This is a genomic window from Collinsella sp. AM29-10AC (assembly GCF_003469085.1).
In the GTDB taxonomy this organism is placed as follows: domain Bacteria; phylum Actinomycetota; class Coriobacteriia; order Coriobacteriales; family Coriobacteriaceae; genus Collinsella.
Map to the genome: position 1 here is coordinate 1 of NZ_QSKB01000009.1, position 22,927 is coordinate 22,927.

Here is a 22,927-nt window from a genome sequence, read left to right on the forward strand (position 1 = left end):
CGCGTTGCGCTGAGTCCTGAGGCTGTTGCAATGAAAATGACAATCAAGGAAAACGTTTTAACGTAAATTTGATTTTCAATTTCGAGCATTCTCGTGAAATTCAAGTCAAAAAAAGGTATATTAGGCGAGTGGTTAGTTTGTGGGCCTCAACGGCGGGCGCTGTAGCTTGCGGGGGCCTTACGAAAGGAGACACAATGGCAGTAAAGGTTGCTATTAACGGCTTCGGTCGCATCGGTCGTCTGGCTTTCCGTCAGATGTTCGGTCATGAGGGCTCCGAGATCGTCGCTATCAACGACCTCACCTCTCCCGATATGCTCGCTTACCTGCTGAAGTACGACTCCACGCAGGGCAACTACGCTCGCGATCACGAGGTCGTTGCTGGCGAGGATTCCATCACCGTTGACGGCAAGGAGATCAAGATCTACAAGGAGGCCGACGCCAACAACCTGCCTTGGGGCGACCTCGACGTCGACGTCGTTCTCGAGTGCACCGGCTTCTACACCAGCAAGGCTAAGGCTCAGGCCCACATCAACGCTGGCGCCAAGAAGGTCGTCATCTCCGCTCCGGCCGGCAGCGATCTGCCCACCATCGTGTACAACGTCAACCACGAGACGCTGACCGCTGAGGACAACATCATCTCCGCTGCTTCCTGCACCACCAACTGCCTCGCCCCGATGGCCAAGGGTCTGAACGACTTCGCTCCCATCGTGTCCGGCATCATGACCACCATTCACGCCTGGACCGGCGACCAGATGCCGCTCGACGGCCCGCAGCGCAAGGGCAACAAGCGTCGTAGCCGCGCCTGCGCCGTCAACATCGTCCCCAACACCACCGGTGCTGCCAAGGCTATCGGCCTGGTTCTCCCCGAGCTCAACGGTAAGCTCATCGGTGCCGCCCAGCGCGTCCCGACGCCGACCGGCTCCATCACCAACCTCTACGCTGTCGTTGACAAGAAGGTCACCGTCGACGAGGTCAACGCCGCTATGAAGGCCTACGCTTCCACCATCTCCGAGACCTTCGGTTACAACGAGGACGACATCGTCTCCACCGACATCATCGGCGAGACCCACGGCTCCATCTTCGACGCCACTCAGACCATGTGCTCTGACCTCGGCAACGGCCAGACCCTCGTTCAGGTCACCTCTTGGTACGACAACGAGAACTCCTACACCTCTCAGATGGTCCGCACCATCAAGTACTTCGAGAAGTTCGTTGCTTAATTTAGCTTTTAGCGAATAGCTCGTTGAGCGTCTAAAGAAGGGCGCGGCCTCATAGGGCTTACACCCTAGGGTCGCGCCCTTTTTATAGGAAATCGTCTGCCGTAATGGGAGGCAGACACGTACGAAAGGTAGAAGCAAACATGGCCTTTACCAAGAAGACCGTCCGCGACATCGATGTCGACGGCAAGCGCGTTCTCGTCCGCGTTGACTTCAACGTGCCTATCAAGGATGGCGTCGTTGGCGACACCACCCGCATCAAGGCTGCCCTGCCCACCATCAACTACCTCGTTGAGCACAACGCTCGCGTCATCCTCATGAGCCACCTCGGCCGTCCCGATGGCACCGGCTTCCAGCCCGAGCTCTCCCTTGAGCCTGTCGCCAAGAAGCTGGCCGAGCTCTCTGGTCTCGACGTTGCCTTTGTCGCCGACACCTACGGCGAGAAGGCTTCCGAGGCTGTCGCCGCCGTCGAGCCGGGCAAGGTCCTCGTTCTCGAGAACGTCCGTTTCGACAAGCGTGAGAAGAAGAACGATCCCGAGATCGCCAAGAAGCTTGCTTCCTATGGTGACGTCTTCGTTCTCGATGCCTTCGGCACCGCTCACCGCGCCCAGGGTTCCGTCGTGGGCCCCGCCGCTTACCTGCCTGCCGTCGCTGGCTTCCTGCTCGAGAAGGAGGTCGACACGCTGACCGGCATCTTCGCCGAGCCCGAGCGCCCCTTCGTCGCCATCGTCGGCGGTTCCAAGGTTTCCTCCAAGATCGGCGTTCTCGATCACCTCATCGACTCTGCTGACACCCTGATCATCGGTGGCGGCATGGCCTACACCTTCTTCCTGGCTCAGGGCTTGACCGTCGGTCAGTCCCTCAAGGAAGAGGACTGGGTCGAGCGCGCTGGCGAGATGCTCAAGAAGGCCGAGGAGAAGGGCGTCAAGATCCTGCTCCCCATCGACAACCGCGTTGCCGATCACTTTGGCGAGGACGCTGTCCCCGAGGTTGTCGCTTCCGACGCTATCCCCGACGATCGTGAGGGCATGGACATCGGCCCCAAGACCGAGGAGCTCTACGCCGAGGCTGTCAAGGGCGCCAAGACCGTGTTCTGGAACGGCCCCATGGGCGTCTTCGAGTTCGATAACTTCGCTCACGGCACCCAGGCTATTGCCGAGGCTGTTGCCGAGGCCGACTGCACCTCGATCATCGGCGGTGGCGACTCTGTCGCAGCTGTCAACAAGTTCAACCTGGCCGACAAGATGAGCTGGATCTCCACCGGTGGTGGCGCTTCCATGGAGCTCGTCGAGGGTAAGGCCCTGCCCGGAGTGGAGGCGCTTCTCGATGCCTAATCGCACCCTTCTTATCGCTGGTAACTGGAAGATGAACAACGACGTCGCCGAGGCCGCCAAGCTCGCCGACGAGCTGGCTCAGGCTCTGCCCGAGGTTCCGGCTGGCGTCGAGGTGCTCGTCTGCCCTCCGACCATTGACATCACCACGGTTCATGACCGTATTCAGGCTGCCCCCATCGCCCTCGGTGCTCAGAACGTGTACTGGGAGGCCAAGGGTGCCTTCACCGGTGAGTCCTCTTGCGACATGCTCAAGTCCGCTGGCTGCACCTACTGCATCATCGGTCACTCCGAGCGTCGCGATTACTTCCACGAGACCGACGAGGATCAGAACAAGAAGGCCAAGGCCCTCGTTGCCGCCGGTCTTGTTCCCGTCTTCTGCTGCGGCGAGTCCCTCGAGGTCCGCGAGGCTGGCACCTATGTCGAGCACGTCGTGAACCAGGTCAAGGCTGGCCTTGCTGGTCTTGAGATCACCTGCCCCAAGCAGGTCGTCGTCGCCTACGAGCCCATCTGGGCTATCGGCACCGGCAAGACCGCTACCGCCGAGGACGCTCAGGAGGTCTGCGGCGCTATCCGTGAGACCCTCAAGGAGATGTTCGGCGAGGAGCTCGCCAACGGCATCCGCGTTCTCTACGGCGGTTCCGCTAAGCCCGGCAACATCGCCGAGCTCGTCGCCAAGCCCGACGTTGACGGCGCCCTCGTGGGCGGCGCTTCGCTCAAGGCTGCCGATTTCGCCTCTATGGTCGTTAAGGCAGGCGAGTAGGACATATGGCACAGCGTCATCTTCCTGCACTTCTGATCATCATGGACGGTTGTGGCCTGGCTCCGGCCGATGGCGAGAACGCCGTCGCCGCTGCCAAGACGCCCTTCCTTGATAGCCTGTACGCTCAGTATCCCCACACCACGCTCGGTGCTTCGGGCGAGGACGTGGGCCTTCCCGACGGCCAGATGGGCAACTCCGAGGTGGGTCACCTCAACATCGGTGCCGGCCGCATCGTGTTCCAGGAGCTTTCGCGCATCAACAACGCCATCAAGGACGGCTCCATCGCCAAGAACGAGGTCTTCGTCAAGGCTATGGACGACGTCAAGGCCGAAGGCAAGACCCTGCACCTCATGGGCCTTATGAGCCCTGGCGGTGTTCATTCTCACATGAACCACGTCGAGGCTCTGGTCAAGATGGCTGCCCAGCATGGCGTCAAGACCGTTCGCGTCCACGCCTTCATGGATGGCCGCGACGTCGACCCGCAGTCCGGTGCCGGCTACATGAGCGAGTTCTGCGCTTTCCTGGCTAAGATCTCCGAGGAGACCGGTTGCGACGCTCGCGTTGCCACCGTTTCGGGCCGCTATTGGGCCATGGACCGCGACAACCGCTGGGAGCGCATCCAGCGTGCCTACGACGTCATGGTCAACGCGTCCGATGCCGATACCGACCCCGTTGCCGGTATCAAGGCCTACTACGAGAAGGATCCGCGCGGCGACGAGTTCGTCGAGCCCTTCGCTGCCCACAACGAGGGCATTCACGAGGGCGACGCGGCCATCTTCTTCAACTTCCGTCCCGACCGCGCTCGTCAGATGACTCGCGTGTTCACGGACAAGGAGTTCGACGGCTTTGAGCGCGAGCAGATTAAGCTTTCGCACTTTGTGACGATGACCGAGTACGATCCGACGTTTGACGTCGAGGTCGCCTTCCCCAAGACGTTCCCCGAGAACGTCTTGGCCGACGTTATCGCCGCCAATGGCCTGAAGCAGCTGCACACCGCCGAGACCGAGAAGTACGCCCACGTGACGTTCTTCCTCAACGGCGGCATCGAGGAGCCCAAGGAGGGCGAGGAGCGCGTGCTCGTCGCTTCCCCCAAGGTTGCTACCTACGATCTGCAGCCCGAGATGAGCGCTCCCGAGGTTACCGAGAAGCTCGTCGCCGCCATCAACGAGGATCGCGCTGATTTCTACATCGTGAACTTCGCGAACTGCGACATGGTTGGTCACACCGGTGTCTTCGACGCCGCCGTTAAGGCCGTCGAGGCTGTTGACGATGCCCTGTCCAAGGTTGTCCCGGCGATTCTCGCCAAGGGCGGCTTTGCGCTGATCACCGCCGACCACGGTAACGCCGACCACATGTTTGACGTTGCTTCCGACGGTTCCAAGCATCCGTTTACGGCTCACACCACCAACCGCGTGCCGTTTATCATCGTTGATGATAAGGCCAAGCTCACCGGTATCGAGGACGGCCGTCTTTCCGATATCGCTCCGACCATGCTCACCATGGCTGGTATTGAGCCTTCCGCCGAGATGACGGGTCGCGTGCTCGCCACCGAGGCCTAATAGAAAACAAATACCGTTTTCTAGTAAGGGGGTTGTCCACAACCGGACGACCCCCTTTTTGGTATTTCTGCCATTTCTACCCCGTCCCTAAATGGCAGGTGGGGGAGTGTTGGAGGTTGTGGTACAGTACTGGAGTTTGAATTGTTCTATTAAGGAGCTTATCTATGGGTCCGTTTCAGATTCTTCTGTTTGTCGTTTGGGCTGTTTCTGCCGTGGCGCTGACGATTCTCGTTCTGATGCATTCCGGTAAGGGCACCGGCGTTTCGGATATGATCGCTAGCTCGCTGTATAACTCCAGCTCTGCCACGGGCGTCATGGAGCAGAACCTTGACCGCCTGACCGTTATCATGGCTGTCGTGTTTTCCGTGTGCGTTGTGCTGTGCATGTTCTTCTTCCCGCAGGGCATCGTCGGCTACTAAGCATCGGCGTATATACGTTTGCAAAGGGTCCCGCATGTGTGGGGCCCTTTTTGTTTACAGACTTGTAACAGAGTCAAAATATCCCCACATACTTCGCCTAACTAAAGAAATTCTCGACCGTTAACCGGAATTAGCGCCATATTGTGCATAAAATGCGCTACTGTATTGCGAAACGTTGGTCCGCACTGCATAACCAGCCATAACGGCGGACCGCGTTTGAATGGTTCGATTGGGCTGTCTCGACGTTGCCCGGCCGAATTCACTTTGTCCTATCTCATAAGGAGGATGGCATGGCTGATTCTATGTTCCACCAGCCCGTTATGGGTCGTCGCGCCTTTGTTGGCGGCACCCTCGCTGCGAGCTCCATGGCTTTTCTTGCCGCATGCGGCAAGAAGGGCGGCGACGCTTCCGGATCTGACTCCGGTTCGACGCTGAACTTCTACATCAACAACCCGGTCTGCATCGACCCCTACAACGTCCAGGAGGATCAGGGCACTCAGGTCGAGTACCAGCTCTTCGACGCTCTGACGGAGTACGACCCCGAGAAGGGCGAGATCGTTCCGCTGGCTTGCGAGTCCTTTGAGGCTAACGACGACGCCACCGAGTTCACCTTCAAGATCAAGAAGGCTAAGTTCCACAACGGTGACGACGTTACCTCCAAGTCCTTCAAGCTCGGTTGGGAGCGTCTAGTCAACACCAAGTCGGCCATCGCCACCGAGTATGGTCCTTCCGAGGTCTCCTATCACCTTTCCATGGTTGAGGGCTATGACGATCTGCTTGCCGGCAACGCTACCGAGCTCAGCGGTGTTACTTGCCCCGACGATGAGACCCTCGTCGTCAAGCTGTCTTCCGCTTACGCCGACTTCCCCTTCGTCGCCTCTCACCCGGCTCTGTCCCCGGTTCCCGAGTGCGCCGAGTCCGATGTCAAGAGCTTCTACCTTGCCCCGGTCGGTAACGGCCCGTTCATGATGGACGGTAAGTGGGAGGATGGCCAGGAGATCAACCTCAAGAAGTTTGACGATTACTATGGCGACAAGGCCAAGATCGATGGCATCCACTTCCAGGTCATCAAGGACATGGAGACCGCTTACAAGGAGTTCCAGGCCGGTAACCTCGATGTCTGCGACGTTCCCGTTGCTCAGATCGATGCCGCCAAGAAGGACCGTGGCGAGTCCAAGGACGGTTACACCATGGGTGACGGCGAGCATATGCTGCTCGGTGCCGAGCCTTCCACGTACTATCTGACCTGCAACACCACGGCCGAGCCGTTCAATAACGCCGACCTGCGCAAGGGCATCTCCCTGGCCATCAACCGTGAGGCCATCTGCAAGACCATCTTCAAGGGTACCCGTACCCCCGCCGACGGTATTGTTCCTCCGGGAATCGCCGGCTACAAGGAGGGCGCATGGGAGTTCTGCGCCTATGACGTCGACAAGGCTAACGAGTACCTCGACAAGGTCGCTCCCGCTGGCGCTAACGGCGATCGTGGCATTAGCGTGACCCTTTCCTACAACCAGGACGGTGGTCACAAGGAGATCATGGAGTCCATCATCGGCGACCTCGCCAAGGTTGGCGTTACCGCTGTCTCCGATACCCCTGAGTGGTCTGCCCTGCTCGAGCAGTATCAGAACTTCAACTATCAGTTCGGCCGTCTGGGCTGGATCGCCGATTACCCGATCATGGACAACTTCCTGTACCCGCTGTTCCACTCCGACTCCCTCGGTGGCGACAACCGCTCCGGTTACAGCAACCCCGAGTTCGATGCCAAGGTCGACGAGGCCCGCACCACGGTTGATGACGAGGAGCGCATCGCCAAGATGCGGGAGGCCGACGCCATGGTCGCTGCTGACTGCCCGGTTATCCCGGTGATGTTCTACACGCACACCATCGCTGGCTCTGACCGCGTCAAGCATCTCTATGTTGATCCGCAGAAGCACGCCGATCTGGGTACCGCCGAGCTCGCCTAAGGGTTTTGCAGCTTCCGTGAGGGTCAAGTATTTACGTAGACCTCATGGGAAACATACAGTTCTCCCTAACCTGGGGTAAACTGGCTGATGGTAATTTTGGGATGCCGGTCTGGCGATCGGCATCCCATTTAGGTTAATCCCTAGATAGGGGAGTGGTATGGGTAAGTACATCGTTAAACGTGTGCTTCAGTTCATCCCGGTGTTTTTGGGCGTTACGCTGATTCTGTTCGCCCTCCAGAATATCGTGCCGGGAGATCCGATCAAGCTGATCGGTGGAGACAAGGCTCTGTCCCCCGAGGTGGAGCTTCAGCTTCGCGTTCGCTATCACCTGGTCCAGACGGACGAGGACGGCAACGCGATCCTTGACGAGAACGGCGACCCCGTTCAAACGTCGCTCGTGGACCGTTACTTGTATTACATGAACGGCCTGCTTCATGGCGATCTGGGCAATTCGTACCAGCGCAAGCTGCCGGTTACGGAAATCTTTGCCCAGAAGTATCCGTATACGGTCAAACTTGCCGCGTGCGCCATCGTGCTCGAGGCAATCATGGGTATCGGTGCGGGTATCATTTCGGCGGTTAAGCGTTATTCCTTCTGGGATATTTTGGTAACGCTCACCACGTCGATTCTCGTTGCCGTCCCGGCCTTCTGGCTCGGTATGTTGCTGCAGCTGTTCTTTGGCGTCATTCTCAAGGACGCCACGGGCGGTGCATTCTCCATGCCGATCTCGGGTGCCGGCGGTTCCAGCTCTCAGTATCAGGATTGGATGCACTATGTGCTTCCGACCATTACGCTGGCTTCGGTTTCGACCGCTTATGCCGCCCGCATTATGCGCTCGCAGCTGCTTGACGTCATGAACCAGGATTACATCCGTACGGCAAAGGCCAAGGGTCTCTCCAATCGCGCGATCATTATCAAGCATGCGCTTAAGAATGCACTCATCCCCGTCGTTACCTATATTGGTGTCGACTTCGGCGGCATGCTTTCGGGCGCCATCCTGACCGAGACGGTCTTTAACTGGCCCGGCATCGGCTTCGAGGTCTACCGCGCCATTAGCATGCGCGACTGGCCCATCGTTATGGGCGGCGTTACGCTCATTGTTGTCGTCGTTATGGTGATCAACCTGCTCGTCGACATTAGCTATGCATTCCTCGACCCGCGCATCCGCCTTGGCGGTCCGTCGGATAAGGCCTAAGGGAGGTACGTCTCATGCAGGAAACTGATTCTCAGTCTCAGGAGCAGGCTACCGCCACCAAGGCCGCATCTGCTCCCGCCAAGTCCCGCACGCTGTGGGGCGACGCTTTTAAGCGTCTTCGTAAGAACAAGCTCGCCGTTATCGGTGTCTGCTGGATCATCATCGTTGTTGTGGTCGCCCTGACCGCCGATCTGTGGGCTAAGCCCTGGCTCGGCTCTCCTACGGCTTCTGACTCGACCACCATGGCCGAGACGTCGCTGCTGGCTCCGTGTGCCGAGCACCCGTTTGGCACCGACTCTCTTGGTCGTGACATTCTCGTCCGTGTTATCTACGGTGCACGCGTTTCGCTTTCCGTCGGTATTATGGCCACCGCCATCTCCACGGTGATCGGTCTGGTCATGGGCGCCCTGGCCGGTTTCTATGGCGGCATCTGGGATACGATCATCATGCGCTGTGCGGACATCTTCCTGGCGTTCCCGTACGTGCTGTTCGTTGTTGCCATGATTGCCGTTATCGGTCGTGGTCTTCAGAATGTCTTTATCGCCATCGGCATTCTCGGCTGGCCTTCGATTGCGCGCGTCTTCCGATCCGCGATCCTGACGGTCAAAGAGAACGACTATGTTGACGCCGCTCGCGCTATGGGTGCATCCGATGCGCGTATCGTTATGCGCCATATCTTCCCGAACTCCGTTGCTTCTATCGTGGTCTATGCGACCATGAACATTGGTGGCGCTATTCTGACCGAGTCTGCCCTGTCCTTCCTCGGCATGGGCGTTATCCCGCCTACGCCTTCGTGGGGCTCCATGATTCAGGACGGTCAGCAGTATCTTCTGACTGCTCCCTGGATGATGATCATGCCCGGTCTGGCAATTCTCTCGACGGTGCTCGCCTTCACCCTGCTGGGTGACGGTCTGCGCGACGCCCTCGACGTCAAGATGAAGGACGCATAAGGATGAAGAAGAACAAGAACTATGTGGACCTGAAGGACCAGCCGGTTCCCGAGGGCCAGCATCTGCTCGAGGTCGATGACCTTAAGATGTATTTCCATACCGAAGATGGTGTCGTTCGCGCTGTCGACGGTGTGTCCTACACACTCGATCGCGGCGAGACCCTGGGTGTCGTCGGTGAGTCCGGCTCCGGTAAGTCCGTGACCGCCATGACCATCATGGGTCTTATCTCGATGCCTCCGGGAAAGATTGAGGGCGGCGACGTTCGCTATCGCGGTCGTTCTATCCTCGAGATGACCGAGGAAGAGATGCAGCACATTCGCGGTAACGATATCGCGATGATCTTCCAGGATCCTATGACCTCCTTGAACCCGGTCTATAAGATCGGCAAGCAGGTGGGCGAGGGCCTTCGTCTGCATCGTGGCTACTCCAAGCAGGAGGCGCTCAAGCGCGCCACCGAGCTTTTGGACCTCGTTGGCATTCCCGAGCCCGAGAAGCGCGTCAATGAGTATCCGCACCAGTTCTCTGGTGGCATGCGTCAGCGCGTCATGATTGCTATGGCCCTTGCCTGCGATCCCGATATTCTGATTGCCGACGAGCCCACGACCGCCCTGGACGTTACCATTCAGGCTCAGATTATTGAGCTTATGCAGGAAATGCAGGAGAAGAACGGCAACGCCATCATCATGATTACCCATGACCTGGGCGTTGTCGCCGATATGGCCGACAAAATCATGGTTATGTATGCCGGCCGTCCTGTCGAGTTCGGTACTGCTGAGGAAATCTTCTACGAGAGCCGCCACCCCTACACCTGGGGCCTTATCCGCTCCATCCCGGAGCAGGCCATCGAAGAGAAGAAGCCGCTGACGCCGATTCACGGCAACCCGCCTTCGCTCATGAACTTGCCTGAGGGCTGCGTCTTCTCTCCTCGTTGCCCCTATGCGACGGACAAGTGCCGCAAGCAGCGCCCCGAGCGCGTTGTCACCGAGTCTGGTCATTACTCTGCGTGCCACTACTCCGGTGACCCCGAGTTCCTCAAGAACGCTCCTGAGACGTCCCGTACGCGCAAGGATTCCAAGAAGGGAGGCGAGGCGTAATGGCAGATACCAACGAGCGTACTCCGCTGCTGAAGGTCGAGCACCTCTCTAAGGAGTTTCCCGCTGAGTCCGGCATGTTCGCCAAGCGCTTCTCCAAGCGTGTCGTCTCTGCTGTGAACGACATTTCGTTCGAAATCTATCCTGGCGAGACCTTTGGTCTGGTCGGCGAGTCTGGTTGCGGTAAGTCCACCACGGGCCGTACCATCATGCGCCTCACCAAGCCGACGGCCGGTAAGGTGTTCTTCCAGGGCAAAGATGTTGCCGAGATGAGCAAGCATGAGATCAAGGACATGCGTCGCGAGATGCAGTTTATCTTCCAGGATCCTTATGCTTCGCTCAATCCTCGTATGACCATCGGTGAGATTGTCTCTGAGCCCATGACCATTCACGGCGTGGGTACAAAGGAAGAGCGTATCGAGCGCGTCCGCGAGCTGCTGGACGTCGTCGGTCTGAATCCCGAGCACATCAACCGCTATCCGCACGAGTTCTCGGGCGGCCAGCGCCAGCGTGTCGGCATTGCCCGCGCCTTTGCGCTCAAGCCCAAGCTGATTATCTGCGATGAGCCCGTCTCTGCGCTTGACGTATCCATTCAGGCCCAGGTTCTGAACCTTCTTAAGGAGCTCCAGGACAAGTTCGGTACGGCTTATCTCTTCATTGCTCACGACCTCTCTGTCGTGCAGCACATTTCTGATCGCGTTGCCGTTATGTATCTGGGCAAGATGGTCGAGGTTTCGGACTGGAAGACGCTCTACAGTGAGCCGCACCACCCGTACACGCAGTCGCTGCTGTCTGCCGTGCCGGTGCCCGATCCGGATATCCAGAAGACCCGCAAGCGCATCATTCTCGCTGGCGATCCGCCGTCGCCGCTGGATCCGCCGACCGGTTGCCGTTTCCACACGCGCTGCCCGATCGCGCAGGGCATCTGCTCCGAGAAGCTTCCCGAGTTTAAGGAAGTCGCACCGGGTCACTGCTGCGCCTGTCACTTCGCGGAGCCGTTCCCGATCAAGGAATCGCACATCGACCTGTAGTCGGTTGTTCTCGTCCGGGCCCGCCTGGTGTTACTTTTCAGAACGTCCTCGGACATGTCGGAAGCCCCGCTGCGCGCTACGCGCTGCGGGGCTTCCTCCGTCCTGCGGAATGTTCTGAAAAGCAACACCAGGGCGGGCCCTGCGTTAACGCGGCAGAGGGGAGTGAGATTCCTTGATCGCTCACTTAATCTAATAGGAAAGTTAGTGAGGCCGGAGCTTTGGCTCCGGCCTCCCCATATAAGGGCTCGGCTTTGCCGAGCCACCAAATTTGCATCAGCCCCAGAACATGTTTGAGAACTGTGCCTGGAGTATGTGTTGGTAGGCCCCGAATCGGTGTTGCCTCCCGGCGCATTCCGCAGGGGGAGCGATATTTTGCAGCACGAAGTGCGTAGCAAAATATCGCCCATGCCCGAGGACGCGCCGGGAGGCAACACCGATTCGGGGCCGGGCATACGGATCTACCTGCGCATTTACAAATTCGTAAACTTTTTTGAAAAAAGTGCTTGCACAGTTCTCGAATCATAGGTTATTATCTTCCTCGTTGAACGCGCGGGTCCAACAAAACGAAGCGCGAATCAACAACATAGCATGTCGGAGTGGCGGAATTGGCAGACGCGCTAGCTTGAGGTGCTAGTGACCGCTTTTTGGTCATGCGGGTTCAAGTCCCGCCTCCGACACCATCGCATTTGAGAAGCCTCTTCGGAGGCTTTTTTGTTACCGATAGACGGTGGGGTCCACGATGGAAACGCTTGAACGCAACGAGTGGGCAGACGTTGCCCAACTAGTCGAGATCACGAGCGATGCTGTCATCATCTGCGAGCTCGACGGAACCATTCTGCATGTGAATAATCGCTTACTTGGTTTGATGTGCGAGGAACGCGCCGACGTCATCGGTGGAGATGTTAAAGACGTCCTGTACTCGTCCTCTTTTGAACGTGCGACGGAACATCGTCTGCCATTTGAAACTGATGGCTCCGAGAACGAACTGATGCTCAAACTGAGTGACGGCTCTTTTATTCCCGTCTTGGTTCGTGCGGGCTCCGTAACGCCTCCACGCATCTTTGGGCGCCGCGCACCACGTGTCCTGGTGGCGCTTCACAGTATCGAGGAACAGTATTCTCACGACCGGCAACTCAAGCGTGCGTTATCGGAGCTTAGAGTGGCGAACAAGCGTCTCTCTGGCACGCTCTCGGTCATTATGAGCACTGTGGGCTCCGATGAGTTACCCAGCCTGCTTGATACCGTTTTGAACCAGCTTGTAGGAACGCTCGATGCTTCGGGTGCCGCTATCTATTTTTCTGAGAGCGGCGGCTTTAAGCTTCGCGGTGTTTCCAAGGAGCTGCTCGACAGCTACCTGCCCGAGTTTTTGCCGTATGGCGCTGGCATTCCGACGTATGTTCTTCGCGAGTCGCGTGCTTGTCGCTTGTCGATTCAACAGGACCTTGAGGGCGATAAGGCCGCCTCCGGTATGTTCATGGACCTGGATAATCGTTCTAAGCACCTGTTGCGCATGCAGGATATGCCTCCGTACCGCAGTGAAATCTGTCTTCCCGTTTTTTACGGTACGCAGATCCTTGGCGTGCTGGAAGTTGGTTGGAAACGCCCCCAGGCACCGCTCGCCTATGACGTTAATGTGCTCGAGGTCATTTGCGATTACCTGTCTATCCAGCTGGTCGGCATGGCATCGAGCCTTCGCTCCCGTCGCACGGCCGAGCTTGGCCGCTCGCTCAATGTCTTGCGGGATGAGTTGTTTACCTTTCTAGACGATTCCGCCGCGGCTACCCAGGCGGTATCGTCCGAGATCTGCAATATGCTCAACTGCCATTTTTGCCCTATTGAGTATGACGCCAGTCTGGATTCCTACGTCATAGATTTTGAAGGCGGCAGTCGCGTTGCTTTGCCGGACGATCCCGAGAAGCTTTTCTTTTCCACGACGGCGCCAGCGGCACGTTTGGGGGCTGCCCCTGATGGCTTTGAGGCATCTGTTTTGGGCGGCACGAGTGCCGAGGACCTTAAACACGTCCGTATAACTCGCGTTGACGAATCGATGCCTATGGGAGGCTGGCTTAGAGCGCATGGCCTGCCTTGCCAGGGTCTCTACGTCGACGCCGGCATCGAGGCGGGGCGCCCGCGCTCTGAGGGCGATGGCAAGCACAGTAACGACGCGATCGTTCCTGCTTCTGTTGCGAAGGGCCCGACGACGCGCGCGCTGCTGCTTCGTGATGGTAGCCAAGAGCCGATTGATGACCTTGAATATGATTACTTGGTGCACTTGGCTCATGACTTTGAACTGATCTATGAAGGCGAATCTCAAAAGCGTGAGGAGCGCCATATCGCTCAGACCCTCCAGATTGGCATGAGAAATTCACTGGGGGATGTTCCGGGAATCGCCGCCGATTCGGTGTACCTGTCGGCCACGAACTCGGCGTTGGTCGGCGGCGATTTCTATGCGCTCATCCGTCTTCCCGACGATTGCGCCGTCATGATTCTGGGCGATGTGTCTGGCAAAGGCATTGAGGCTGCATCGATGTCCGCGCTCGTCAAGACGGCCCTGACGGCATATGCCTGGGAGGGCGCTGGACCGGCCCGCATGGCACGCTCCCTTAACAGCATGCTCATGGGCTTTTCGAGGGTCGAGACGTTCGTGACGGCCTTTATCGCCAAGATTGACCTTAAAGCCGGACGCGCAACGTATTGTTCGGCGGGCCATCCTCCGACCATGGTCATCAGGCCAGAGTCGATGCCGCTGGGTGGCGGCGAGGCCCGTGGGGGGGAGGTCGAGCTGCTTGGATGCCAATCGGGGGTAATCGGTGCCTTTGAGAGCATGGTATACGAGACAGGCGTGTTTACGTTCGCTCCTGGTGACATGCTATTTATGTACACCGACGGAACAATCGAAGCGCGTGACCGCTCGGGTGCTTTCTTTGGCGAGCAGCGCCTTCGCGACCTTCTGCTCTCTGTCTCGGGTGAGGGCGTGTCGGGCATTTGCGGCAAGGTCTTGGGCGAGCTTGACCGATTTACCGAATCGGCGCTGGACGATGACATTGCATTGGTGTCCCTTGAGTTTTTACGGGGTCGTTCATAGACGACGCTGGGCGGGCTGAATCCGTACGGTTGGGGAAACGAATGCATCGAGTGGGCTTTTTTGGGGAACCATGGTCGTATGAATGAGTGGAATGACATAGCGGTTTTGACGCCACCAGGCGATATCGACATCGCCACGGTGCCTGCGCTGCGTCGGCGGTTGGATGCTTTGATTGGCCGCGGCGTGCGTCGTGTCGTCATCAACTGTCAGGCTGTTAGCTTTATCGATTCGACGGGCCTGGCATTCCTGCTTACGCGCGCTCGTGAGCTCATGAGGCGAGAAGGCCTGCTTTCGCTCGTCAATGCATCAGGTGAAGTTGTTCGCTTTTTGGAGATTGCTCGTCTTGTCGATATCCTTCATGTCGCGGGGCCGGCACGGGAGTCTATTCCCGCCATTCCGGTGGGGGAGCTGCCTCGCTGGAGTAAGAGCGTCGAGGTCCGTCAGGGTATCGAGAATCTTCCATACTACCGACATCGTATCGCCGAACTCCTTGAATCGCTTCCGTTGCGCCGTGACGAGCGCTACGATGTCGCATTGGCGTCGGGGGAGGCGCTGGGTAATGCCTATGACCATGCGGGCGGTATCGGGTGCGTCCTGACGGTTCAGGCCTATAGCGATCGCGTTGTGGTTGAGGTGCTTGATCGAGGTGCCGGCTATTCTATCGATGAAACGAGCGAACCGGTCGCATCAGAGGAGCGCGGCCGTGGTATCAAGCTTATGCGTATGCTCGTCGATAACGTGGAGGTTGCTCGTCGTACGGACGGCGCCGGCACGCGCGTGCAGATGGTGAAGCTGTTTAGCGGAGCGCTGGAATCGTGTGCCTAGCCAATCGCTTTAGCGCGTTTAGCTACTAAGAACATGCGGCAGACAAGTTTTTTGAAAAAAGTACTTGCGTCTTTTGGACAACTCGCGTAAATTAATAACCCGCAAGCGGACATGGCTCAGTTGGTAGAGCACAACCTTGCCAAGGTTGGGGTCGCGGGTTCGAGCCCCGTTGTCCGCTCCATTGCATTTTCGGACCGTTTAGGCGGTCCTTTTTCGGCGAAGTGGCCAAGTGGTAAGGCAGAGGCCTGCAAAGCCTTTACCCCCGGTTCGAATCCGGGCTTCGCCTCCAGGCAACATCCGGGCGCTCCGGCGCCCGTTTTGTTTTACATATGCGGACATGGCTCAGTTGGTAGAGCACAACCTTGCCAAGGTTGGGGTCGCGGGTTCGAGCCCCGTTGTCCGCTCCAAACGCAGCAGCCCGACTACTACGGTAGCCGGGCTTTTTCGTACCCATCGCTTGGGCTCGAACCCGAGAGGGAGCGAGCGTTAAGCAAACGCGGAGCGTTTGTAGCGAGCTGGCGAGGTCGCCGGCAGGCGGCCGAAGCCGGTGCGGATCCGCGAAGCGGATACGCGGACGCCCCGTTGTCCGCTCCAACTATCTTACGCGGTTCTAACGAACCGCGTTTTTTGTTGACGCTGCGCGAGCCCCGGGCACCCCATCTTGCCCCTCAATCGTCGGTCGCGTACATAAAGTACGCTTCCCTCCTCTTTCGCGGCAACTTGGGGCACCCGGAGCCCGCTCGCTGTCGTGGCCGGAGGAGTGGGCCTTCCGTTCTTTTCACTGATCGATCGATTCGTCCCAGGAGACTCGAACCCGAGAGGGAGCGAGCGTTTGGGGCGTGGCTGTGGCGTTGTTTGCCGCGAATGTCCGCTTTGGGCGTATCATCGTGGGCATCTCGCATAACCTCGTTGCAAGGGAGATACGCCCCATGGCTACAGAAAAGTCTTCTTCGCGCTCATGGATGTCCGACGCCGCGATCTATCAGATCTACCCGCGCTCGTTTAAGGATTCGACTGGTTCGGGTCTGGGCGATATCGCGGGCATTACCCAGCAGATGGACTATCTTGAGCGGCTGGGTATCGAGGCCATCTGGCTGAGCCCGTTTTACCCATCGCCTCTTGTTGATGGCGGCTATGATGTGGCGGACTACTGCGATGTCGACCCACGTCTCGGGTCGCTTGACGACTTCGATGACATGATCACTGCGGCTCACGCGCACGGCATCAAGGTCATCGTCGACATCGTGCCCAACCATTCGTCCAACCAGCACCCCTGGTTCAAAGCCGCTCTTGCCGCCGGCCCCGGATCACCCGAGCGCGCCCGTTATATCTTCCGCGATGGTCGCGGCGAGCACGGCGAGCTGCCTCCCACCAATTGGAATGCCAACTTTGGCGGCCCCGCCTGGACGCGTGTTGCGGACGGTCAGTGGTATCTGCACATGTTTACGCCCGAGCAACCGGACTTTGACTGGTCATGCCCCGAGGTTCACGCGTTCTTTTGCGACGTCCTGGCGTTTTGGAGCGATCGAGGCGTCGATGGCTTTCGCATTGATGTGGCGCACGGTCTCGCCAAGGATCTCGACCGCGATGACCTCGACCGGTGGCATCTCGCCGAGGGCGATGACATGGTTGGCGACGGCACCCATCCGCTGTGGGACCGCAACGAGGTCCATGAGATCTATCGCGAGTGGCGCCGCGTGTTCGACCGCTATAATCCGCCGCGCAGCGCCGTTGCCGAGGCATGGGTGCTGCCCGAGCGCCAGTATCTCTACGCGCGTCCCAGCGAGCTTGGCCAGACATTCAACTTTGAGTTTGCCAAGGCCACTTGGACCTATGATGACATGCACGCTGCAATCGAGGAGGGCTTGAAGGCGGCTATCGAATCCAATTCTGCCTCGACCTGGGTACTCTCCAACCACGACGTGCCGCGCGTGGCGACGCGCTATGCCCTGCCGCAAATCAAGGCGACGCGCTACCACCAGATTGCGCTCGACTGGCTCTTACGCGACGGGTCGTCTTATGACGAGGACCGCGAACTCGGTGAGCGCCGCGCGCGGGCGGCCCTTTTGCTTGAGCTGGCGCTTCCGGGCTCGGCATACGTGTATCAGGGTGAGGAGCTCGGCCTTTTTGAGGTGGCTGACATTCCGTGGGCTGCACTCGAAGATCCCACTGCGACCAATACGCACGGACCGAAGCGCGAGAAGGGGCGCGACGGCTGTCGTGTGCCCCTGCCGTGGGTGGCGGCGGACGATCCCGCGCAGGGCGGATCGTTTGGGTTTTCACCGGCGGACGCCGATGCGGCGCCCCATCTGCCACAGCCTGCATGGTTTTCCGATTACGCTGCCGATAGGGAAGAAGCGGACCCGACATCGATGCTTGCGCTCTATCGCGACGCCCTCTGGCTGCGGCGCAAGCTGCGCGGGTGCGCCAACGATCTTGCGTGGCTCAATCTCGACGGGCGCACCGGCCTTGCGGATGGTGCCGAGGGCGCTGAGGGTGGCGTCATCGCCTATCGCCGCGACAACGGCTGGGCGTGTGTGACGAACTTCGGCGCAGTACCCGTGGAGCTGCCGGCGGGCAGAGTCCTGCTCACCTCATCACCGCTTGCAGACGGCAGGCTCGCGCAGGACAGCTCTGCCTGGATCATGCTCGGTGAGATATAGGAGTCTCTTGCGGCGAGCTTGCGTTTGCCTGCGCCTTCCGCGGCGGCTGATGTCTTCGCGAGGTTCGCGAGGGCGTCGCAAAACTTTTCAAAAAAAGTTCTTGCATAGGATGCGGGCATCACGTAAGATTAATCCTCGTAAGCGGACATGGCTCAGTTGGTAGAGCACAACCTTGCCAAGGTTGGGGTCGCGGGTTCGAGCCCCGGTGTCCGCTCCATTTGGGCGTTTAGCTCAGGGGGAGAGCGCTTCCCTGACACGGAAGAGGTCAGAAGTTCAAATCTTCTAACGCCCACCAAATGTTCGCAGCCCAGAGGCTATGTCCTCTGGGCTGTTTTGTTTTGGTTGCCAAATGTGTCGCCAAATACGTCACCAAATTTCGAGTTTTTGATCTTCCGGGATGCTTCTCAGTAGTCATCCGGGGAAACTCTCATCTTCTCCGTTTGCATACACATATCTTTCAAGGACTCGTGCCGCGGTTGCATGAGGCTCGGCAAGGCACGACCGCAACATGTTGGTCAAGCATTATCTTTTGGATTCTTTTGGCGTGAGCGGCTTGGTTTTGGTAGGATTTGTCAGCGGCTTGACTAAGGGGGTTTTATAACTGCCATGCAGGTAGCCGTGTTGGTAACGTTTTACCGACTTGCCAAGAGCCCCTCATAATTAATGCGTCTGCAAAATGACCAATTGCTTTGACCTGCTGAAACACTATATGTTGTGTTTGACTTAAAAAAAGAATACAGGATATAGATGCGTCTTTGTCGTATGATAGATGGCGGACAAAGAACGAAGACCTTAACTGCCTCTTTTGAACGTGTCCCTGAGCCGCTTGATCGGCTCCTGGGCATGTCCGCATGGAGACTTATGGTTTATCGAGAACACAGATTGCGCGACGGCGCCGCAAGACAGGGGCACGCCCTGCCGGGTATCGTTTGGCTCTGAAGCGCAATGAGACTACGACGCGAAAGAGGCAAGAGGATGAAGATCATCAAGCGCAGCGGCACCGAGGTTGTCTTTGACATCGAAAAGATCGTCAATGCGATCCGCGCCGCAAACTTGGAGGTCGTGGAGGGCTCTCGTCTTACCGACCGCCAGGTGATCTACGCGGCGCAAAACGTCGCCGAGGCATGTGAGAAGGCCGGCCACACCGTATCGGTCGAGGAGATCCAGGATCTGGTCGAGGACGAGATTATGCGCCTCGACTGCTACGAGGTTGCCCGCCACTACATCATCTATCGCTATGTTCAGAGCCTGAAGCGCCAGAAGAACACGACCGATGACAAGATTCTGTCGCTCATCGAGTGCAACAACGAAGAGGTCAAGCAGGAGAACTCCAACAAGAACCCGACCGTTAATTCCGTTCAGCGTGACTACATGGCCGGCGAGATCTCCAAGGACCTGACTCAGCGTGTGCTGCTGCCCCAGGAGATTGTGGATGCTCATAATGAGGGCCTGATCCACTTCCACGATTCCGACTACTTTGCCCAGCACATGCATAACTGCGATCTGGTGAACCTGGAGGATATGCTCCAGAACGGTACTGTTATCTCGGGTACGCTGATTGAGAAGCCGCACAGCTTCTCGACGGCCTGCAACATCGCGACACAGATCATCGCCCAGGTTGCATCCTCCCAGTACGGCGGCCAGTCTATCTCGCTGACCCATCTCGCCCCCTTTGTTGAGGTGAGCCGTCAAAAGATTCGCGGCGAGGTCGCCCGCGAGCTCGAGGAGCTCGGCGTTTCGGCATCTGCCGAGAAGGTCCGCGAGGTCGTTGAGGACCGTCTGCGTGACGAGATCCGTCGCGGCGTTCAGACGATTCAGTATCAGGTCGTGACCCTAATGACCACGAATGGCCAGGCGCCGTTCGTGACGGTCTTCATGTATCTCAACGAGGCTCGCTCGGCGCAGGAGAAGCACGACCTTGCCATGATCGTGGAGGAGACGCTCCGTCAGCGCTATGAGGGCGTTAAGAACGAGGCCGGCGTGTGGATCACTCCGGCGTTCCCCAAGCTTATCTACGTGCTCGAGGACGATAACGTTTACGAGGATTCCCCGTACTTCTACCTGACTCAGCTGGCTGCGAAGTGCACTGCCAAGCGCATGGTGCCCGACTACATCTCCGAGAAGAAGATGCGCGAGCTCAAACTGTCGAAGGGCGAGACCGCGGGCAACGGCGACTGCTATACCTGCATGGGCTGCCGTAGCTTCCTGACGCCCGACCGCTCCGGTAACGGCTTTAACAATGTTGCCAACGCGCTGAACTATGACCCGACCAAGCCCAAGTACTATGGTCGCTTTAACCAGGGTGTTGTGACCATTAACCTGCCCGATGTCGCGCTGAGCTCGCATCAGGACATGGACAAGTTCTGGAAGATCTTCGACGAGCGCCTTGAGCTGTGCCACCGCGCCCTGCTGTGCCGTCATGAGCGTCTGATGGGTACGCTTTCGGATGCCGCACCGATTCTTTGGCAGTACGGCGCCCTGGCGCGTCTGAAGAAGGGCGAGACGATCGATAAGCTGCTCGTGGGCGGCTATTCCACCATCAGCCTGGGGTATGCCGGTCTGTATGAGTGCGTCAAGTACATGACGGGTCACAGCCACACCGAGAAGGAGGGCACGCCCTTTGCCATGGCGGTTATGCAGCGCATGAACGACAAGTGCGCCGAGTGGAAGGCAGAAAGCGATATTGACTTCTCGCTGTACGGGACCCCGCTTGAGTCGACGACCTACAAGTTCGCCAAGTGCCTACAGCGTCGTTTTGGCATCATCCCGGGCGTGACGGACAAGGGCTACATCACCAACAGCTACCACGTCCACGTGTCCGAGGAGATCGACGCATTCGACAAGCTCAAGTTCGAGGGCATGTTCCAGCAGCTTTCGCCGGGCGGTGCTATCTCCTACGTTGAGGTTCCCAACATGCAGGACAACCTCAAGGCTGTCATTCGCGTGATGCAGTACATCTACGACAACATCATGTACGCCGAGCTCAACACCAAGAGCGACTACTGCCAGGTGTGCGGCTACGATGGCGAGATCAAGATTGTTGAGGACGATGGCAAGCTGGTGTGGGAGTGCCCCAACTGCGGCAACCGAGACCAGGAGAAGATGAACGTCGCTCGTCGTACGTGCGGCTACATCGGTACCCAGTTCTGGAACCAGGGTCGAACCGAGGAGATCCGCGACCGCGTGCTGCATCTCTAATAACCATCCCAGGCTGCCCCGTAGCGAGGCCCCGGACCTTTACTCGCTATTTCGGACAGTCCTGGCTCACGACGGAGGCGCCACTGGCGCCTCCTGTTCGTGCGGAACTCATATCGAGCAAAGGTCCGGGGCCTCGCTACGGGGCAGCCAAGTTGATGTAGCTGAGATGCAGCATGCGGTCTGCTCACTCTTCGAAGTTCTTAGCGGAAATAATTCGAGCTGCAGCTTCGATTTACTTGCGATGGCGGTTGAGCTGCAACAAAGTTTTTATTAGACCTCGAACCCTATGCTCGATGTTCGCTTCGTTCATTGAGTTACCCTTTGCATGAGGCCGGGACATATCGTCCCGCCCGCAGTTTCGCAGGCCGCAGGCCGAGAATGTTTGAGGACGGGATGATATGTCCCGGCCTCCCGGGAGAGTTACCTATGAACTACGCGAACATTAAGTATTTCGACATTGCTGATGGAGAAGGCGTTCGTACTTCTCTGTTTGTAAGCGGGTGCCGTCGTGGGTGCAAGAATTGCTTTAACTCTGTTGCGTGGGACTTTGCTGCGGGTGAGCCGTTCGATCGTGCCGTCGAGGACAAGATTATCAAGAGTCTCGATCATCCCTTTATCGATGGTCTGACGATTCTGGGCGGCGAGCCCATGGAGCCCGAGAATCAGGCGGGGCTCGTTGAGTTTGTCGAGCGTGTTCGCGCGGCCTATCCAGTGGGGTCGGGGAAGACCATTTGGTGCTTTACCGGTGACGTGCTCGAGGAGCTTATGCCGGGTGGTCGTCATCATACCGAGGTGACGGACCGCATCCTTGCCTGCCTCGACATGTTGGTGGACGGCCCGTTTGTTCAGGACCTGTACGATATCACGCTGCGCTTTAGGGGCTCGAGCAACCAGCGCGTGATCGATATGAACGCTACGCGCGCCCGTGCTGAGCGCGAGGGCGTTGCGCTTTGTGATGCGGTTGAACTTTGGCGCGATGATCCGGTCTATTCGACCCATACTATGTAGCTTGTGGTCGATGCCGGAGGGCGTGGTACCATAGCGCGAACGTGAAATCGGAAAAGTGAGGCCCAGATGGTCGATCAGGAAAAAGTCGAGGCCGCCATTAAGCTGTTGCTTGAGGGCATAGGCGAGGATCCAACTCGTGAGGGCCTGCTGGAGACCCCGGCGCGCGTTGCCCGTATGTATGGCGAGATCGCCGGCGGTGTGGACCAGAGTGCCGAGGAGCACCTGTCCAAAACCTTTGCCGTCGCTTCGAACGATTTGGTTATCGAGCGCGACATCACGTTCTACTCGCTGTGCGAACATCATCTGCTGCCGTTTTATGGCAAGGCCGCCATTGGTTATATCCCTAACGGTCGGGTGGCCGGGCTTTCCAAGCTTGCTCGCACGGTTGAGGTTTATGCCCGCCGTCTGCAGCTGCAGGAGCAGCTGTGTGCGCAGGTTGCCGATGCCCTCATGGAGTATCTCGCTCCCCAGGGAGCGATTGTGTTGATGGAGGCCGAGCATATGTGCATGACGATGCGTGGCGTGCAAAAGCCCGGCACCAAGACCGTGACGCTCGCTCGCCGCGGCGTCTTTGAGACCGATCCCGCGCTCGAGGAGCGTTTCTTTAGGATGCTGGACCGCTAAC

The 22,927-nt window shown here is 58.3% G+C and carries 16 protein-coding genes and 6 tRNA genes; all 22 read left to right on the plus strand.

The features are described from left to right. Nucleotides 1–194 precede the first annotated feature (194 nt). The 22 genes from gap (at nucleotide 195) to folE (ending at nucleotide 22,926) form a co-directional block, all read left to right on the plus strand. Nucleotides 195–1,220, plus strand: coding sequence for a type I glyceraldehyde-3-phosphate dehydrogenase (gap, locus tag DW754_RS04095; RefSeq protein WP_099431436.1), 1,026 nt, complete (start codon nucleotides 195–197; stop codon nucleotides 1,218–1,220). 140 nt (nucleotides 1,221–1,360) lie between these two features. Continuing rightward, a complete protein-coding gene (gene pgk, locus DW754_RS04100) occupies nucleotides 1,361–2,551 on the plus strand; it encodes a phosphoglycerate kinase (protein WP_117758578.1) in 1,191 nt (396 codons plus the stop codon). After that, nucleotides 2,544–3,311 (plus strand): triose-phosphate isomerase, encoded by a 768-nt coding sequence (gene tpiA, locus DW754_RS04105; protein ID WP_022094882.1) that lies wholly within the window; start codon nucleotides 2,544–2,546, stop codon nucleotides 3,309–3,311. Before pgk ends, tpiA begins: the two co-directional genes overlap by 8 nt. Before the next feature lie 5 nt (nucleotides 3,312–3,316). Next, nucleotides 3,317–4,870, plus strand: coding sequence for a 2,3-bisphosphoglycerate-independent phosphoglycerate mutase (gpmI, locus tag DW754_RS04110; protein WP_117758577.1), 1,554 nt, complete (start codon nucleotides 3,317–3,319; stop codon nucleotides 4,868–4,870). A 164-nt stretch (nucleotides 4,871–5,034) separates the two neighbouring features. Further along, nucleotides 5,035–5,289: a preprotein translocase subunit SecG gene (gene secG, locus DW754_RS04115; RefSeq protein WP_117758576.1), complete on the plus strand. Its 255-nt coding sequence runs from the start codon at nucleotides 5,035–5,037 to the stop codon at nucleotides 5,287–5,289. Nucleotides 5,290–5,579: 290 nt separating this feature from the next. Further along, on the plus strand, nucleotides 5,580–7,256 hold the full coding sequence (locus DW754_RS04120) for an ABC transporter substrate-binding protein (protein ID WP_117758575.1): 1,677 nt from the start codon (nucleotides 5,580–5,582) through the stop codon (nucleotides 7,254–7,256). A 157-nt stretch (nucleotides 7,257–7,413) separates the two neighbouring features. Further along, nucleotides 7,414–8,451, plus strand: a complete 1,038-nt coding sequence (locus tag DW754_RS04125) for an ABC transporter permease (RefSeq protein WP_117758574.1) — start codon at nucleotides 7,414–7,416, stop codon at nucleotides 8,449–8,451. Between the two features lie 14 nt (nucleotides 8,452–8,465). Next, the gene (locus tag DW754_RS04130) at nucleotides 8,466–9,401 is read left to right on the plus strand and encodes an ABC transporter permease (protein ID WP_117640785.1); all 936 of its coding nucleotides are present in this window, start codon (nucleotides 8,466–8,468) and stop codon (nucleotides 9,399–9,401) included. Nucleotides 9,402–9,403: 2 nt separating this feature from the next. Then, nucleotides 9,404–10,495, plus strand: coding sequence for an ABC transporter ATP-binding protein (locus tag DW754_RS04135; RefSeq protein WP_022094887.1), 1,092 nt, complete (start codon nucleotides 9,404–9,406; stop codon nucleotides 10,493–10,495). After that, nucleotides 10,495–11,523 carry an ABC transporter ATP-binding protein gene (locus DW754_RS04140; RefSeq protein WP_022094888.1) on the plus strand — a complete coding sequence of 343 codons (1,029 nt, stop codon included), beginning with the start codon at nucleotides 10,495–10,497 and terminating at the stop codon, nucleotides 11,521–11,523. Before DW754_RS04135 ends, DW754_RS04140 begins: the two co-directional genes overlap by 1 nt. Before the next feature lie 590 nt (nucleotides 11,524–12,113). Then, nucleotides 12,114–12,203, plus strand: a tRNA-Leu gene (locus tag DW754_RS04145). Between the two features lie 59 nt (nucleotides 12,204–12,262). Next, nucleotides 12,263–14,608 carry a GAF domain-containing SpoIIE family protein phosphatase gene (locus DW754_RS04150; protein WP_117758573.1) on the plus strand — a complete coding sequence of 782 codons (2,346 nt, stop codon included), beginning with the start codon at nucleotides 12,263–12,265 and terminating at the stop codon, nucleotides 14,606–14,608. Between the two features lie 78 nt (nucleotides 14,609–14,686). Continuing rightward, a complete protein-coding gene (locus DW754_RS04155) occupies nucleotides 14,687–15,433 on the plus strand; it encodes an anti-sigma factor antagonist (RefSeq protein WP_117564450.1) in 747 nt (248 codons plus the stop codon). A 105-nt stretch (nucleotides 15,434–15,538) separates the two neighbouring features. Then, nucleotides 15,539–15,614 (plus strand) — tRNA-Gly (locus DW754_RS04160). Between the two features lie 34 nt (nucleotides 15,615–15,648). Further along, nucleotides 15,649–15,722 (plus strand) — tRNA-Cys (locus DW754_RS04165). 42 nt (nucleotides 15,723–15,764) lie between these two features. After that, nucleotides 15,765–15,840 (plus strand) — tRNA-Gly (locus DW754_RS04170). A 522-nt stretch (nucleotides 15,841–16,362) separates the two neighbouring features. Continuing rightward, nucleotides 16,363–18,096, plus strand: a complete 1,734-nt coding sequence (locus DW754_RS04175) for a glycoside hydrolase family 13 protein (RefSeq protein ID WP_233508862.1) — start codon at nucleotides 16,363–16,365, stop codon at nucleotides 18,094–18,096. Between the two features lie 141 nt (nucleotides 18,097–18,237). After that, a tRNA-Gly gene (locus DW754_RS04180) sits at nucleotides 18,238–18,313 on the plus strand. 3 nt (nucleotides 18,314–18,316) lie between these two features. Then, nucleotides 18,317–18,391 (plus strand) — tRNA-Val (locus tag DW754_RS04185). 680 nt (nucleotides 18,392–19,071) lie between these two features. Beyond that, on the plus strand, nucleotides 19,072–21,294 hold the full coding sequence (gene nrdD / locus DW754_RS04190; RefSeq protein WP_117758572.1) for an anaerobic ribonucleoside-triphosphate reductase: 2,223 nt from the start codon (nucleotides 19,072–19,074) through the stop codon (nucleotides 21,292–21,294). 426 nt (nucleotides 21,295–21,720) lie between these two features. Further along, on the plus strand, nucleotides 21,721–22,302 hold the full coding sequence (nrdG, locus tag DW754_RS04195; RefSeq protein ID WP_117564448.1) for an anaerobic ribonucleoside-triphosphate reductase activating protein: 582 nt from the start codon (nucleotides 21,721–21,723) through the stop codon (nucleotides 22,300–22,302). A 66-nt stretch (nucleotides 22,303–22,368) separates the two neighbouring features. Beyond that, on the plus strand, nucleotides 22,369–22,926 hold the full coding sequence (gene folE, locus DW754_RS04200) for a GTP cyclohydrolase I FolE (RefSeq protein ID WP_117564447.1): 558 nt from the start codon (nucleotides 22,369–22,371) through the stop codon (nucleotides 22,924–22,926). Nucleotide 22,927 lies beyond the last annotated feature (1 nt).